This window comes from Enterococcus mundtii, assembly GCF_002813755.1.
Taxonomy (GTDB): Bacteria; Bacillota; Bacilli; order Lactobacillales; family Enterococcaceae; genus Enterococcus_B; species Enterococcus_B mundtii.
In genome coordinates this window covers 481,565-497,049 of the sequence record NZ_CP018061.1, presented here as the reverse complement: position 1 = coordinate 497,049, position 15,485 = coordinate 481,565, and the positions used below count along the sequence as shown (strand labels likewise).

Here is a 15,485-nt window from a genome sequence, read left to right as displayed (position 1 = left end):
TTACCAGTGTAACAAATTTCTTTGTGGTTTGATATTTTACAACTCCCTATACAAACATATCAAGGACTTCTAGTACATCCACCCATGTTAGAATATCACATTGTTCAATTTTTATTATGTTTCTAGCGGTGTAGTCAATTGAACGCAACTGATGTGTAACAACTTGTCCAGAAATGATTTGTGGTTCTTTGATCTTAATATATGTATCAAATTTTCTTTCAGTTGATGTGATTGGGCAAATCAAACAAAAACCAGTGTATTGGTTGAAGTTATTCTTACTTACTACCAAACCTGGTCTTCGCTTCTTTATTTCCTTTCCTCTAGCTGGATCAAAATCCAGCCATACAATATCTTTTTGCTTTGGATAATCCATTTATAGTTCCTCCCCCTCAAGGTTCATCTCATCCCACTCTTTATCTTCTTGGGTGATTGAATCTCTAAAGCCTGCCCATGCCTCTGGAGTCTTGAAAATATCTTCTTTTTTGGGCTTTAATACATATGTTTCACCTATTTTAATAATCGTATATATTTTTCCAACTTCTGGAGAAATATCTTTGGGAAAAATCGCTCCTACAGAATTTCCAATCTTTCTAATAGTCGTTTCCATTATTATCATCTCCCAGCTTATGTTAAATTGAGTTTAACTTAATTTAACATGAAAATCAAATTTTGTTTTCTTGGTTGCCTCCTTTTTTATATCTCTTAATATCTACAAAGTATTATACGCTCTAAGATAGTGAATACACGGTAAATCTTTGATAACTCGAGCAGTAAAAACAAAAAAATAAATTGCCATATTGCTGGAGTTTGCTCTCATTATTGAAGGATCTGCTTCATGAACATCATTTATTCTATTTTGTAGGTGATGAGGTTGTTTCAGAAGTGTTCAGCTCCGAGAAATAAGCCGAGAAACCCGAAAATTGTTTTTCAAATTTTTGGGTTTCTCGGCTTATTTCCGAAGGAGTTACTTCTGGAACACCGTTTATTCGCTTTTAAGGATAGAAACAAAAATGAATTTTATTTTTGTCTCACTTTCCACGCACTTTCCAATTATTTTGTACACATTGACGAAAGATGCCACGAATTCTTGTTCATTGTGACATTGAATATAGATAGCGCTTTCAACTATACTAAACACATCAAATAAAAGAAAAAAGAAAGCGTGGTTTGTACGATGGTAGAAATGGCTCTGAAAAATGTATACAAGAAATATGACAATGCAGAAAACTATTCTGTTACTGACTTTAACTTGGCAATCAAAGATCGCGAATTTATCGTATTCGTTGGTCCTTCCGGTTGTGGGAAATCAACAACTCTACGAATGATCGCTGGTCTTGAAGATATTTCCGAAGGAGAATTGAATATCGGCGGTAAAGTAATGAACGATGTTGCTCCTAAAGACCGTGATATCGCGATGGTATTCCAAAACTATGCCTTATACCCTCACATGACGGTATTTGACAATATGGCGTTTGGTTTGAAATTGCGTAAATACGATAAAGCAGACATCCAACAACGTGTGGAAAATGCTGCGGAGATCCTTGGTTTGACTGAATACTTAAAACGTAAACCTGCTGCTCTTTCAGGAGGTCAACGTCAGCGTGTCGCTTTAGGTCGTGCCATCGTACGTGATGCGAAAGTCTTCTTAATGGATGAGCCATTGTCAAACTTGGATGCCAAACTACGTGTAGCCATGCGTGCCGAAATCGCGAAGTTGCATCAACGCTTAGAAACAACAACCATTTACGTTACCCATGACCAAACAGAAGCGATGACGATGGCAGACCGCATCGTCATCATGAAAGATGGATTTATCCAACAAATCGGTTCACCGAAAGAAGTTTATGACACACCAGTCAACATGTTCGTTGCTGGTTTCATTGGTTCACCTGCCATGAACTTTTTCAATGTAAAATTAAGCCAAGGCGTTATCTCAGATGGTCATGGACTAAAATTGAGAATCCCTGAAGGTAAAAATAAAGTGCTAGTTGAAAAAGGTTATGAAGGCAAAGAACTTGTCTTTGGTATCCGTCCAGAAGATATCCATAGTGAACAAGTTGTCTTGGATGCCTCACCAGAAACTGTTGTCAATTCAGAAGTCGTTGTATCTGAATTACTTGGTGCAGAAACCATGCTTTATACTCGCACTGGAACAACTGAGTTCATTTCAAAAGTTGACGCGCGTGACTTCCATAAACCAGGAGAAATGATCGACCTTGCCTTCAATATCAACAAAGGCCATTTCTTTGATAAAGATACAGAAGATGTCATCACGATCCCATAAACGAAACAGAACTTGATAACCAAAAAAAGACCCATCGATCGTTCGATCTTGGGTCTTTTTTTGGTTATTTTTCAGTCTTTATCTGTGGCATTGCTAAACGACTTTTTTAATCGTTCCTTGTACGATCTCTTTCTTTTGCTGTTTCTTGGCAGCAGTGAAAACTGGCACATCAAAGAATTTACTCAATGTTCCGGCAATGAAGTAAGCGATATTGTAATCCACCAAACTATGGATCAAGCCACCGATCCCCATCAAGATGAATACGGTATAGAAGTAGCCTTCTGCATAGTATGTTTCCGGCATATTCCCAATGAAGAAGAATACACTCACCACTAGCATTTCGATGATCGAGTGGATCACGCCGATCAATAAGTTAAACCCTTGAAAACGCCAGTTCATTAATGTGAATTGCCCGTCTTTTAAGACGATCCCTGGTTTTTTTTGTAAATACCATGCACCGATTAGAGCAAATACCAAATGAGACAATGCACGAAGCGCAATAATCACAGGTGTCGTCAAGAAGAAACCAAATGTTGTACCTAGCGCCACTGCAACAGCTACACCGGGTGAAAAAAACATTGCGATAAATAATGGCACATGTGAAGCTAGTGTAAATGAAGCAGGCGGAATTACGATCTTAGGCATGATCATCGGAATAAGAACGCCCATCCCGATCAATAAAGCGGAAATTGTCAATTTTCTTACAGAATTTGTTTTCATTTTTTTACTCCCTTGATGTGTCTTGACACATTTATTTTGACCTATTGTACCGCTAACTTTCTAATGTGTCAAGACACATAAAGAGAAACAGGACATCTGAAATGCCACCCTCTCTAAAATCGAATAATTTGATCTTGGACCATATGTCCTAAAATAGTCAGGCACCACTTGAAGAATACCCAAAATGGTTTTCTCAAGTGATGCCTTCATGCTTAGAGCGAAAAGACTTTTTCAGCCTTCTATTCCTCATTTTATTTTTTTAGATGTTCCATGGCATTGCTCAAAGCAGCAAATTCTCCTAAAGAAAGTGTTTCTCCTCGTCTTTTCGGATCGATTCCTGCCTCCGTTAGACTTTCAGTTAACCAACTTTTTGTTTCTTCGTCTTTCCCATAGGCATGTTGCAAGTTATTCCATAAAGTTTTTCTACGCTGTTGAAACGCAGCCTTTGTCAGACGGAAAAAGGCTTTTTCGTCCGTTACGGAAACTGCTGGTGTTGCGCGTCTTGTCAATTTCAAGATGGCTGAATCCACGTTTGGTTGTGGTACAAATACTGTTTTTGGCACAATAAACGCCAAACTTGCTTCCATATAATATTGCACAGCAATCGATAAAGAGCCATATGCTTTTGTTCCGGGTTTAGCTGAAATACGATCAGCTACTTCTTTTTGCATCATCACGATCATTTCGTCAACCACTACGTCTGATTCAAGAAAGTGCATCATGATTGGTGTCGTAATATAATAAGGCAAATTAGCCACCACTTTCAATGGTAACTGCTCGTTGAATTGAGTATTGACTGCCTCTGCCAAATCAGTTTTCAAAATATCTTGGTGGATGACTGTTACATTCGAATATGGTGAAAGGGTATCTGCCAAGACAGGAATCAATCGATCGTCGATTTCAAATGCGACTACTTGTTTGGCATGACGCGCGATTTGCTCTGTTAATGCACCAATTCCTGGTCCTACTTCAATGACATTAGTCTGCTGATCGATTTGACCAGTTTCAATGATTTTCCGAAGGATATTCGGCTCTGTCAAAAAGTTTTGTCCTAAGCTCTTTTTAAAGGAGAAGCCGTGCTTCAATAAAATTTCTTTTGTTCTAGTGGGTGTTGCAATATCCCGATATTCACTCATAATGATCCTCCACTTTTTTCATTGCCTGCTTAAACTCAGCTAACGTAATTCGGAACATGTTCAACCGTTTTTCCAATTGTTTTCCGTTTGTATAGCCAATGCGTAATTCATCGCCTAGCATCTCACGCTTTTCTTTTGCTTGTGGTCCGGCAATCAATCCATACGCAACAAGCATTTGTCTAGTGATCTCTGGTACTTGGGTCTCATCATCGACTGGCGTAACGACCTTTTTCAACGCTTCTAATATCGCTTCGTCACTCGCATGTTCGACTCCTAAGCTTCCCTTTTTTTTCGGTACGGCTTGGTTCCTTGGCAAAAATGCATGTTTTGCTTGTGGTACCACTTCCATGATTGTTTTACGAATCTTCTCACCTGAGAAATCTGGGTCCGTAAAAATAATGATTCCCCTAGTTTCCTGTGCATGTTCGATCTGCATCAAGATTTCTTCATTGATCGCTGAACCAATCGTTTCTATCGTGTCGGCTTCAACCACTTCTTGTAGCCTTCTCGTATCGTCTTTCCCTTCGACAACAATGATTTCTTGGATCTTTAACTTAGTCATGCTCTGATAATCCAAATAAACGATGGGCATTTTTCCATGTTTGTGCCGCTACTTCTTCCATTGGCAGTTGACGAAGTTCAGCGATCTTTTCGACTGTGTAACGAGTATACCCTGGTTCATTTCTTTTTCCTCGATAGGGCATTGGCGCTAAATATGGAGCATCTGTTTCCACTAATAGACGATCTAATGGAACGTTTGTCGCTGCTTCTTGCACATCTAACGCCTTTTTGAAAGTGACGACACCACTGAAAGAAATGTGCATCCCTAAATCAAGGAAACGTTGTGCCCATTCATAATCACCACTAAAGCTGTGCATGATCCCACCAATGTCGCGAATGTCCTCTTCTTTTAAAACCTTATAAGTATCTTCCAATGCTTCTCTCGTATGGATACTAATTGGTAAGTTCATCTCTTTTGCGATGGCGATCTGTCTTCTAAAAATTTTATCTTGGACTTCTTTTGGATCTTCCATCCAATAATAATCCAGTCCGATTTCCCCTAAAGCAACCACTTTTGGTAAAGTCAATTGTTCTTGAAGTTTATTTTCGATTTCTTTCGTATAGCTACCAGCTTCGGTAGGATGCCAACCAATGATGCTATAAATGTTTGGGTAATCTTGACTAAGCATCAAGGACTTTTCGATCGTCGGTGTATCAAAGCCTACGACGGCCATTTTAGTCACACCTAGTTCTTCTGCACGCTGGATCGTTTCAGGAATGTCATCATTGAATTGTTCCGCGTTCAAATGAGTATGAGAATCAAATATCATCTTTATCTCTCCTTTTCATTCATTACTTTAGCATATAAGCAGGCGTTAAAGAAGTCTCAAAGACTAAAAAACATGAGATATCGTACAAAGAAAGACAAGAAATGACTTGATTCACTTCTTGTCTTTTCATTATAAGTTAGTTACTTTCAGTTTGTCTTTTTTTGTAGTAGAACACAGGTATACCTAACAATGTGACTAAGATTCCGATCAATGCCAAATTCGTTTGTGTGATCAGTGTCATCCCTAAAATAAAGATGGCTCCTAAAATCGCAATGATCGGTATCACAGGATACAATGGTACTTTATATGGACGAGGCATCTCTGGTGCTTTCTTTCTTAAAATAAATACGCCAATAAAAATCAATAAGCTAAATAGCCACATGACAAAAATCAACATATCCGTCAGAAAATCAAACGACCCTAAACTCATCATGATACAGGCGATCGCTAATTGGAACAACGCAGGGACATAAGGGACGGTAAAGTTTTTTGAAAGCTTTGTCAACTGTTTGCTGAACGGTAATTCATTTTCTAATGCCATGGCATATGGCACACGAATCCCAGTCAACGTATAACCATTCAATGCGCCGTAGACAGAGATCAAAATACCGATCGTAACGATTTTCCCTCCTAGTTCACCGAAGATGACTGCTGACGCATCAGATGAAGCATTCAAGTTCCCAGCAATTTGATCAATCGGTAATGTTTTTAAAAAGACGAAGTTGATCAATAGATAAACGAATGTCACAAAACTCAATCCTAAAATAATCGCTTTTGGTAGATCCTTTTCTGGACGTTTCATTTCTCCAGCCATGGCTCCGACACCTAACCAGCCATCGTAAGCGAAAAGCGTCGCCAACAAAGCACCACTAAGTCCTTCTGCCCATGAAACACCTTGTCCGGCTTCTACTGGAAATAATTGAACAGTACCCTGTCCTGGTGTCAGAAGCCCCCAAATAATGATCACTGCAATTGGGATCAACTTGACTACCAATGTAATCGATTGAACGTACGCACCAACTTTGGTCCCTAACAGATTCAATCCAGTGATAGAAAGTGCTGTAATAATAGCAATCACTAATAAATAATCAGGAGATAGCTGTAAGAGATTGATCAGCTGTGTTGCAAAGATGATCGATAATGCCGCAATGTTGGCTGGAAAGTAAATCAAACTTTGTGCCCAGCCTAACAAAAAACTTGGTAACTTACCGTAAGCTGCTTCAATATACTTGACCGCTCCACCTGTTTCAGGAATGGCAGTGGCTAATTCAGCGACTGTTAGCCCCGCACAGATCGTTAAGAATCCCCCTAACAACCACGCGAGTAACGTCAAACTTGTTGATTGTGTACTTGCCACTACCGCTGCTGTTTTAAAAAAGACGCCGGCGCCGATCACAGTTCCCATTACTGTGGATAATGCACCAAACAAATTGATCTCGCGTTTTAATTTCCCCTTCATCCTCTTCCTCATTTCGTATTTCTTTTTTAGTTTTTTCAGTATACCCGAGAACTTTTCATTTTACCATTCTTTTCAGAAATTTGTAGTGAAAATATCCCTCTAAAGACGGATGTATTCTTGTCTTACTTCTTATAGAATGAAGCTACTTGAAATGTCAGGAGGTACCCTATGGATTTTCAATCGATCGATCCAAAACTAGCATCTTATCTAAAAGATAAAGGTACTACTTTCTTTCCACAAAAAGAACAAAAACAATCCAAGCTACATTGGTTATTGTTGATTTTATTTGGCTGGCTAACAATTGCGACATTGACACAGCAATTGCTATTGATGGCTGGTTTTCTTCTCATTGCCGCCTTGATCAAAGGGCCTGGGATGTTGTTGTGGGGAATCGTCTATTCCTTTCTCGTCGGCTTGTTTCCGCCCATTGCTTTTTTACTATCGATCATCTTTTTACTATTGAATGTTCAAACGATCGTCAAAAATTGGCGCGTCACGATGGTCGGGATTTTTTTCTACGGCTATCCTTTAGCTATGAACGCCTTGCGCCACTTGACTGATTGGGATACAAGATGGTTCTTTGCGATCAGCTTGCTCCTAGGGCTGGTGATCCTTCACTCGCTATTGACCAAGATTTATGCACGTTACGGCAATAGCCGCCTGATTGCTTGGTATATTCTATGTATTCCATTTTCAATCGTCGCAGCATTATTGCCAACGAAAGTCAAACAACGGCTAAAACTAAAAAAAGTCGGACGATGATTATCATCGCTCGACTTTTTTATTTATCTATAAAGCTATTTTATTGATGAACCGATCCTGTGAATTTCATTTTTTTTAAAAACTGTTCATACATATCTTGACTCATACCTAAAGTATCAAGTAAATAACCATTCTCGGTTCCCCAATTACTTAAACCTCTGTAGTAGAACTCACGATGGACATCTTTGATCACGAAAGGCATGATATTGTGCCTCAAGCATTCTTTGAACATAATCAAACGTCCCGTACGTCCGTTGCCATCTGCAAATGGGTGGATGCGTTCATATTTCACATGAAAATCTGCAATTTCAACTAAGCTTTGTTTTTTTGAGTTCTCATAGTGAGCAAGTAATTCCGTCATTTTTTCAGTTACTTCCTCGGGTGCTGTGGTTTCAACCTCATCATAACCAAAACCAATCATATTTTGAACAAGTTTAAATTCTCCGACAGGTGTTAGCGGATTGTTTTCATCAGTTGTTCCTCGTTTCAAAATTCGATGTAGTTCTTTGATAAAATCATTCGATAACGGTTCTTCGATATGATCGATCACGTAATCGAAACCTTTGAAATGATTTTCTGTTTCTTTGATATCATCTAGTTTCGTTGCCTCGCCACTTTCAGCAGGAGGGAGAATATTATTTTCAAATATTAAGGCGGTTTGCTTCTCAGAAATTCTCGACCCTTCTATTCGATTGGAGTTATACGCCATTTCTACTTGCGTCAAATGGTAAATTCCGCCATGCAGATTTGCTTTTTTTTCCAGTACAAATCGGGTAACTAAATCTAACTCAGCCACATTCATCTTTCGTCTCCTTCCAATAGATAGCATAGTTATCCTATTTCTTATCAAGCGCTAGCTAAGCCAATGACCTGCTCATTCGGCTTGGATCGTTTACTTACTCACTTTTCTTTCTTATTGTAACATGAATGAATGGTTTAATACTGCAGTTCCAAAAAATTTGTCACTCAATCAAAGTTATAAAAAAGCCGAGGAGATTCGTCCTTTCGTACCCCCTAAAAACAAATAAACGGTGTTCGCACAACCTCGTTAGTTTTATTTTTATAGATCCACGAAAAGTAAGCCTATCAAAAAAGAACTATTCTAAGCTTATTTGCTTAGAATAGTTCTTACAGTCATTGATTAGCCAACTTCAGAACCGTTTGGCATACCTTTTGGTGCTTCGATCACTTGTAGTGAACCATCAGCTGCTTCTGCTGAAAGGATCATTCCTTGACTGATCAGCCCGCGCATTTTGCGTGGTTTCAAGTTAGCAACGATCACTAATTTTTTGCCGATCAATTCACTTGGATCAGGATAAAATTCGGCAATACCAGACAAGATTTGACGGTCTTGGTCATCTCCTGCATCTAGACGGAATTGCAATAATTTATCTGCCCCTTCGACTTTTTGGCAATTGATGACTTCTGCTACTTTTAATTCGACTTTTTCAAATACATCGAACTTGATTTGTTTTTCTTTGGTCGAAACAAGCTCTGTTTCTTCTGGGTCCCATTTGACAGAGTCCTCATTTGTTTGAGTACCTTCTGACATTTTTGCTTGGATATACGCAATTTCTTCTTCCAGCTCTAGGCGTGGGAAAATCGGTGTACCTTTTGCAACGACTTTTGTCCCAGATGGGAATTCACCGAAGTGTAATCCTTCAAGGTTCATCGTCTCGGCATCCAACCCTAATTGATTGAAGATTTTAGTTGGTGTTTCTGTCATGATCGGTTGCAAGAGGATCGCAGTGATACGTAGCGATTCAGCTAAGTGGATCATCACGCTCTCTAACTCTTTTTTCTTCTCTTCGTCTTTTGCTAAGACCCAAGGTTCTGTTTCATCGATATATTTGTTGGCACGAGAAATCAATACCCAGATTTCAGCTAATGCAGTGTTGAATTCCATTTTTTCCATTGCATCATGATAACGACCTACCACATTCGCAGCCGTTGTTGATAACTCACTGTCAAACGGTGTCACTAATGACGCATAGTCAGGAACCATGCCATCACAATATTTATTGATCATTGCAATCGTTCGATTCAAGAGATTCCCTAAGTCGTTCGCCAAATCGTAGTTCACACGTGACACAAAGTCTTCTGGTGTAAATACGCCATCTGAACCAAATGGTACTGCACGCAATAAGTAATAACGCAAAGCATCTAAGCCATAGCGTTCAACAAGCATTTCTGGATAAACGACATTACCTTTCGATTTAGACATCTTGCCGTCTTTCATCAATAACCAGCCATGTCCAAAGACTTTCTTCGGCAATGGGATATCTAATGCCATCAACATGATCGGCCAATAGATCGTATGGAACCGAACGATTTCTTTTCCAACCATATGGACATCTGCAGGCCAATATTTCTGGAATAATTGATCGTCCTCTGAACCGTAACCCAGTGCGGTGATGTAGTTCGACAACGCATCGATCCAGACATACACTACATGTTTCGGATCATTTTTGACATTGATTCCCCAGCTGAACGTCGTCCGTGAAACTGCTAGATCTTCTAAACCAGGTTTGATGAAGTTATTGATCATCTCATTTTTACGTGATTCAGGTTGGATAAACTCTGGGTGTTCTTCGTAGTATTCCAACAAGCGATCTGCATACTTACTCATACGGAAGAAATAAGACTCTTCCTTGACTAGCTCAACTTCATGACCACTTGGCGCTTTCCCGCCGATCACTTTGCCGTCTTCATCTTTGTATACTTCTGCAAGTTGAGTTTCTGTAAAGAATTCCTCATCTGAGACAGAATACCAACCTTCATATTCACCTAAGTAAATATCGCCTTGTTCAAGCAAACGATCAAAGATTTTTTGAACTGCTGCTTTATGATAATCATCAGTTGTGCGAATGAATTTATCGTAGCTGATATCTAATGTTTTCCACAGTTTTTTGACATCTGCAGCCATTTTGTCTACATATTCCTGTGGCTCTACGCCTAATTCTTCTGCTTTTTTCTCGATTTTCTGTCCGTGTTCATCTACCCCAGTTAGATAAAACACATCAAAGCCCATCAAACGTTTATAACGTGCAACAGCATCACATGCAATCGTTGTATAAGAATTGCCAATGTGCAGTTTGCCACTTGGATAATAGATGGGCGTAGTGATATAAAAAGTTTCCTTTTCTGCCATGGGGTACTTCCTCCTTTATCGCATGGTGCGAATTCGTTTCCTTGCTAGTATACCATAAAATGAATACGCTGTTAGCTTTTTTTGATAACTCCCGAAATGTAAAGATGTCCTTTCCCTTCAAGAAAACATTTATAAAGAACCTACGTTATCGTGATGATCCACTTCATTCTCTACCCACACTCTCACTCCTTGTTCTTCAGGATCATCTACTCTCTCATTTTTACTTTACAAACATGCTATAATAAGCAATATCATATAAGAAAAGGTTTTGAGACTAATGACAAAAAAACACAAACGAATGATTATCAGCATTGCTTTACTTTCTCTCATCCATTTATTATTTAGTTTTTACTATTTACATCTGTATGGTTATTTCAATTTGCATGGACAATTAAATACGTTTCTTTTGCTCACTTTGATCCTTCGAGTGATCCTAGCAGGGTATATCGTCCTCTGTGGCTTTTTCGCGATTCGAGAAGAAAAACAGAAGCTTCTCCCTTTTTATTTGCTTTTCTTCCTATTTAATCTACTCTTACCGTTTCTTTTTCAACTCTGAGTTCGATTTATTTGTCTAGAAATCTTTGGTTTTCAGGAAGATTCTGCTACAATAAAGTAAAAAGTACCTTAACATCACAGGAGGTGAGAAAGTGGAACATTTTCATTCAAAAGAAGAAGAAAAAACATATTATGAACAAGAGGCCTCTGAAACTGATTTCTTATCTTGGTACCAAGACCAAGAACGTCCTGAATATGAAAAACCTTCCTTGACAGTCGATATCGTTTTACTCTGCTACAACAAAGAAGAAGATCAATTAAAAGTTTTACTTATCCAACGTAAAAGCCATCCTTACCGAAATTCTTGGGCACTTCCCGGAGGATTCGTCCAAAAAAACGAATCCACAGGTGCCAGCGTCTTGCGAGAAACAAAAGAAGAAACAGGCGTCATCATATCCGAAGAAAACATTGAACAACTGCATACCTTCAGTACACCGAATCGTGATCCTCGTGGCTGGGTCGTGACAGTCAGCTATCTCGCCTTTATCGGTGAAGAACCTTTGATCGCTGGAGATGATGCCAAAGAAGTGCAGTGGTTTTCACTTGAACGCAATGCAAACAAACTGCATCTATCGAGTGGGGATGTAGCAATCACTCTGGACTTGACGACGAGCGAGTCTTCTGGCAAAGACACATTAGCCTTTGACCATAGCGAGATCATTGTCAAAGCCTTCAACCGTGTCGTCAATAAAATGGAACATGAACCGCAAGTGCTTCAAGTTCTAGGAAAAGACTTCACGATCACTGAAGCACGCAAAGTATTCGCTAAATTCTTAGGGATCGATTTTAAAATGATCGATCATTCCAATTTCAAAAAAGCCATGTTACAATACTTCGATGAAATCGGTGAACGTCCTGTCGGTATCGGACGCCCCTCAAAGATCTATCAATTAAAACCTGGACATACAGAATAAAAAGAGGTGAAGGGCATGAATGCTCTTCTCCTCTTTTTTGGTTTGTCATAATTAGTGAGCTTCTCTGAAAGAAATTCCTAGAAACAAAAACAATAGATGTTTTTTATTAGCAAGGCGAACCCTGGCGCCCCTACCAGTTTTTTTATTCAAAAAGGACTTGCTTCCCGATTTCAACTAATTCCAGACTCTTTTTGTTTGTGGAAGGATTTGTTTGTTCTTTCATATCGATCAATACTAACTTTTTGCTATACCATTGCGATTTATATTGGAGCTTTGCTAATAGCTTGTGCCAGTCTTGGATAGAAAAATCACCTTCCGGACAATCTGCTGAAATCGATTCGACAAACAAATAATCATAATGACGGATCACCGTTCCTGAAATTTGTTCCAAATAGTCTTCTCGTTGAAATTTTTGTTTTAAATAAAGGTCTTTGATTTTCCTTTTTTGCTTTTGATAATTTTTTACTCTTTCAACGTGTGTTCGTCGATGCTGTGCTGATCGCCCTTTGATCACAAGCTTTCTCTTTGCCCGCAGGAGCTGTTGATCCACTTGTTTGAATTTAGGGATCGTGATGTCAAGCGGTGTGGACATCTCCACTAGACGATCTGGATCATAGGCTATCCCGATCCATTTGTTTGACGCTCTCATCGTCTTTTGGGGAACTTCACAGAGCAAGGAGACATAAAAGATCTCGTTGTATCGAGAAGAGATCGTCGCTGAACGAATCGTTCCTTCAATCGGACGATGTGCATGGATGCGAATTTTCTCTTTTAGCTTTGGCAATTTGAGGTATGTTTCTTCTAAATAGATTGTTCCTTTTTGATTATTCGTCGTATACGACTGCCAAATACTTTTTTTATTTTTTAGTTTGGGGAAGCTTGCGCGTCCTTTAAAATAATTACGAAATGCACGATCCAAGTTTAATTGGGCATTCGCTAAGGCTAAACTATCGACTTCCTTTAAAAACGGATATTGCTTTTTTAAAGAAGCTGGTGTCAGCGTATAATCGATCTCTTGTGTTTCTAAATAATACGCCTGTCTGGCTTTTAATAAATGATTGTAAGTGAAACGCACACAACCAAATGTTTGGATCAACCACTGTTTTTGTGAATCAGTGGGATAGATTCGAAATTTAAAGGCTTTTAGCATCGGCTTCTCCCCCTAGTTTGCGACTAGCAAGGCTTCTTTCTGCCGTTTTAATTTTTTCGCATAATAAGCAACTTCTTGTTCTGTTGCATATACAAAATGTTCAGGAGCAATTTCGCGTAACGTACGGATTTGTCCATCGTCTGGTTCAGGTTGATACTTGATCCGGCGACGTTGGCGTTCATGATCAGGGTCAGGCAATGGGATCGCTGATAGTAAGCTTTCCGTATATGGATGCACTCCATGATTATAGATTTCTTCACTGGTTCCCATCTCAAGCAACAAGCCATTGTGCATCACACCAATACGGTCACTGATATGTTTCACCATGGATAGATCGTGCGCGATAAACAAGTAAGTCAATCCTTGCTCTTTTTGTAAATCTTGTAAAAGATTGACCACTTGGGCTTGGATCGATACGTCTAAGGCAGAGATTGGTTCATCACAAATGATAAACTTCGGATTGACTGCTAATGCTCGTGCAATCCCGATCCGTTGGCGTTGTCCCCCTGAAAATTCATGAGGATAGCGTGTGCCATGGCTGGGATTTAAGCCAACTGTTTTTAGTAACTCGTTGACTTTTTCTGCACGTTCTTCGGGTGATTTAGCTAGTCCGTTGACATCGATTCCTTCTGCAATGATATCTCGTACTTTCATTCTGGGATTTAATGAAGCATATGGATCTTGGAAAATCATTTGGACTTCATGACGAAACTTCGTCATGGCTTCTTTTCCTTTTAATTTCGTCACATCTTGCCCATCAAATAAAATCTCGCCACCCGTTGGTTCATTCAAACGGATGATCGTTCGGCCTGTGGTTGACTTTCCACTACCAGATTCGCCAACTAAGCCGAATGTTTCTCCTTCATAGATGTGAAAACTGATATCATTCACCGCATGGACTTCATTTTTCTTTCCTACATTAAAATACTGTTTTAAGCCTTTAACCTCGAGCAGTTTTTTGTTCATTGTTCAATCCCCCTTGGCCATGTGCTTTTTGCTTTTCTTGAAAAATCGCCCAGCGCCGTTGAATCTCTTCTGGCGGTGTCACTTTTGGCGCTTGTGGGGCTAATAGCCAAGTAGCTGCTTGGTGTGTTGGTGATAGTTCGAAAAACGGTGGTGCTTGTTCCGCATCGATTTTCAATGCAAATTCATTTCGTGGATAGAAGGCATCTCCTTTTGGCGGATTCAATAAATCCGGTGGAGAACCTGGGATTGCATATAAGCGGTCATTGCCACTTTCCAATGTAGGCATAGAGCCAAGTAAGCCCCACGTATACGGATGCTGTGGATTGTAGAAAATCTCTTCAGATGTCCCCACTTCAATGATTTTTCCACCGTACATCACTGCTACTCGATCAGCAACATTCGCTACGACACCAAGATCATGGGTGATAAAAATGATCGACGTGTCGATTTTTGATTGGATTTTTTTCAACAACTCTAAAATCTGTGCTTGGATCGTCACATCTAAGGCTGTCGTTGGTTCATCTGCAATCAAGATTTCTGGGTAACATATCAACGCGATCGCGATCACGATCCGTTGCCGTTGTCCCCCTGAAAATTGATGAGGATAGCTATGGATGCGTTTCTCAGCCTCCGGGATCCCTACAAGATTCAATAATTCTAAAGCGGCTTTTTGCCCCTCTTTTTTCGATACTTTATTATGCTTACGTAAAGATTCTGCTACTTGTTTACCAATCGTCATCGTTGGATCTAATGAAGTCATCGGATCTTGGAAGATCATCGCAATTTCTTTCCCACGAATCTTTTGCATTTCTTTTTCTGTTTTATCAACAATGTTTTGTCCTTTGAATAAGATCTCACCAGAATCGATCGATGCGTTACTCGATAGTAAACGCATGATACTTCTAGTCGTTACAGATTTCCCACTACCGGATTCGCCAACGATTGCCAATGTTTCACCTTTGTTCAAATGAAAATCGACGCCTCGGATTGCTTGGACTTTTCCAGCATAGGTATCAAAGGAGATTTGTAAGTTCTTTACTTCAAGAATTTTCGTCAT

Annotated in this window: 16 protein-coding genes; 4 read left to right on the top strand and 12 right to left on the bottom strand. The window is 39.5% G+C overall.

What is annotated here, in order from left to right:
* Positions 1 to 46: 46 nt before the first annotated feature.
* A complete protein-coding gene (locus tag EM4838_RS02335; RefSeq protein ID WP_071866634.1) occupies positions 47 to 373 on the bottom strand; it encodes a type II toxin-antitoxin system PemK/MazF family toxin in 327 nt (108 codons plus the stop codon).
* A complete protein-coding gene (locus EM4838_RS02330) occupies positions 374 to 607 on the bottom strand; it encodes an AbrB/MazE/SpoVT family DNA-binding domain-containing protein (protein ID WP_066026200.1) in 234 nt (77 codons plus the stop codon).
* A 567-nt stretch (positions 608 to 1,174) separates the two neighbouring features.
* On the opposite strand from EM4838_RS02330, the gene EM4838_RS02320 reads away from it, so the two are divergent.
* Positions 1,175 to 2,284, top strand: coding sequence for an ABC transporter ATP-binding protein (locus EM4838_RS02320; RefSeq protein ID WP_010736134.1), 1,110 nt, complete (start codon positions 1,175 to 1,177; stop codon positions 2,282 to 2,284).
* Positions 2,285 to 2,377: 93 nt separating this feature from the next.
* On the opposite strand, the gene EM4838_RS02315 is transcribed toward EM4838_RS02320, so the two are convergent.
* The 5 genes from EM4838_RS02315 to EM4838_RS02295 form a co-directional block, all read right to left on the bottom strand.
* Positions 2,378 to 3,004, bottom strand: coding sequence for a hypothetical protein (locus tag EM4838_RS02315; protein ID WP_019722490.1), 627 nt, complete (start codon positions 3,002 to 3,004; stop codon positions 2,378 to 2,380).
* Between the two features lie 251 nt (positions 3,005 to 3,255).
* Positions 3,256 to 4,140 (bottom strand): 16S rRNA (adenine(1518)-N(6)/adenine(1519)-N(6))-dimethyltransferase RsmA, encoded by an 885-nt coding sequence (gene rsmA / locus EM4838_RS02310; RefSeq protein WP_071866635.1) that lies wholly within the window; start codon positions 4,138 to 4,140, stop codon positions 3,256 to 3,258.
* On the bottom strand, positions 4,133 to 4,702 hold the full coding sequence (gene rnmV / locus EM4838_RS02305; protein WP_071866636.1) for a ribonuclease M5: 570 nt from the start codon (positions 4,700 to 4,702) through the stop codon (positions 4,133 to 4,135). The genes rsmA and rnmV overlap by 8 nt, the downstream gene beginning before the upstream one ends.
* Positions 4,695 to 5,471, bottom strand: coding sequence for a TatD family hydrolase (locus EM4838_RS02300; protein WP_071866637.1), 777 nt, complete (start codon positions 5,469 to 5,471; stop codon positions 4,695 to 4,697). The genes rnmV and EM4838_RS02300 overlap by 8 nt, the downstream gene beginning before the upstream one ends.
* Before the next feature lie 136 nt (positions 5,472 to 5,607).
* A complete protein-coding gene (locus tag EM4838_RS02295) occupies positions 5,608 to 6,930 on the bottom strand; it encodes an APC family permease (protein ID WP_071866638.1) in 1,323 nt (440 codons plus the stop codon).
* A gap of 168 nt (positions 6,931 to 7,098) precedes the next feature.
* Between EM4838_RS02295 and EM4838_RS02290 the strand changes: the two genes are divergently transcribed.
* Positions 7,099 to 7,692 carry a hypothetical protein gene (locus EM4838_RS02290; protein ID WP_019722494.1) on the top strand — a complete coding sequence of 198 codons (594 nt, stop codon included), beginning with the start codon at positions 7,099 to 7,101 and terminating at the stop codon, positions 7,690 to 7,692.
* A gap of 40 nt (positions 7,693 to 7,732) precedes the next feature.
* On the opposite strand, the gene EM4838_RS02285 is transcribed toward EM4838_RS02290, so the two are convergent.
* Together EM4838_RS02285 and metG are read right to left on the bottom strand one after the other, a co-directional pair.
* Positions 7,733 to 8,494: a Fic family protein gene (locus tag EM4838_RS02285; protein WP_071866639.1), complete on the bottom strand. Its 762-nt coding sequence runs from the start codon at positions 8,492 to 8,494 to the stop codon at positions 7,733 to 7,735.
* A 339-nt stretch (positions 8,495 to 8,833) separates the two neighbouring features.
* Positions 8,834 to 10,843 carry a methionine--tRNA ligase gene (metG, locus tag EM4838_RS02280; RefSeq protein WP_010736142.1) on the bottom strand — a complete coding sequence of 670 codons (2,010 nt, stop codon included), beginning with the start codon at positions 10,841 to 10,843 and terminating at the stop codon, positions 8,834 to 8,836.
* Between the two features lie 277 nt (positions 10,844 to 11,120).
* Between metG and EM4838_RS17100 the strand changes: the two genes are divergently transcribed.
* Positions 11,121 to 11,399, top strand: coding sequence for a hypothetical protein (locus EM4838_RS17100; protein ID WP_010736143.1), 279 nt, complete (start codon positions 11,121 to 11,123; stop codon positions 11,397 to 11,399).
* 91 nt (positions 11,400 to 11,490) lie between these two features.
* Positions 11,491 to 12,312: an NUDIX domain-containing protein gene (locus tag EM4838_RS02270; protein ID WP_010736144.1), complete on the top strand. Its 822-nt coding sequence runs from the start codon at positions 11,491 to 11,493 to the stop codon at positions 12,310 to 12,312.
* A 142-nt stretch (positions 12,313 to 12,454) separates the two neighbouring features.
* Here the strand turns inward: EM4838_RS02270 and EM4838_RS02265 are convergent, their stop codons facing one another.
* Genes EM4838_RS02265 through EM4838_RS02255 form a run of 3 tightly spaced genes read right to left on the bottom strand, consistent with a single transcriptional unit; the run spans position 12,455 to position 15,485 of the window.
* Positions 12,455 to 13,462 carry an RNA-guided endonuclease TnpB family protein gene (locus EM4838_RS02265; protein WP_071866640.1) on the bottom strand — a complete coding sequence of 336 codons (1,008 nt, stop codon included), beginning with the start codon at positions 13,460 to 13,462 and terminating at the stop codon, positions 12,455 to 12,457.
* A gap of 12 nt (positions 13,463 to 13,474) precedes the next feature.
* The gene (locus EM4838_RS02260; protein ID WP_071866641.1) at positions 13,475 to 14,428 is read right to left on the bottom strand and encodes an ABC transporter ATP-binding protein; all 954 of its coding nucleotides are present in this window, start codon (positions 14,426 to 14,428) and stop codon (positions 13,475 to 13,477) included.
* Entirely contained in the window at positions 14,403 to 15,485 is a 1,083-nt protein-coding gene (locus tag EM4838_RS02255; RefSeq protein ID WP_019722498.1) for an ABC transporter ATP-binding protein, read from the bottom strand. Before EM4838_RS02255 ends, EM4838_RS02260 begins: the two co-directional genes overlap by 26 nt.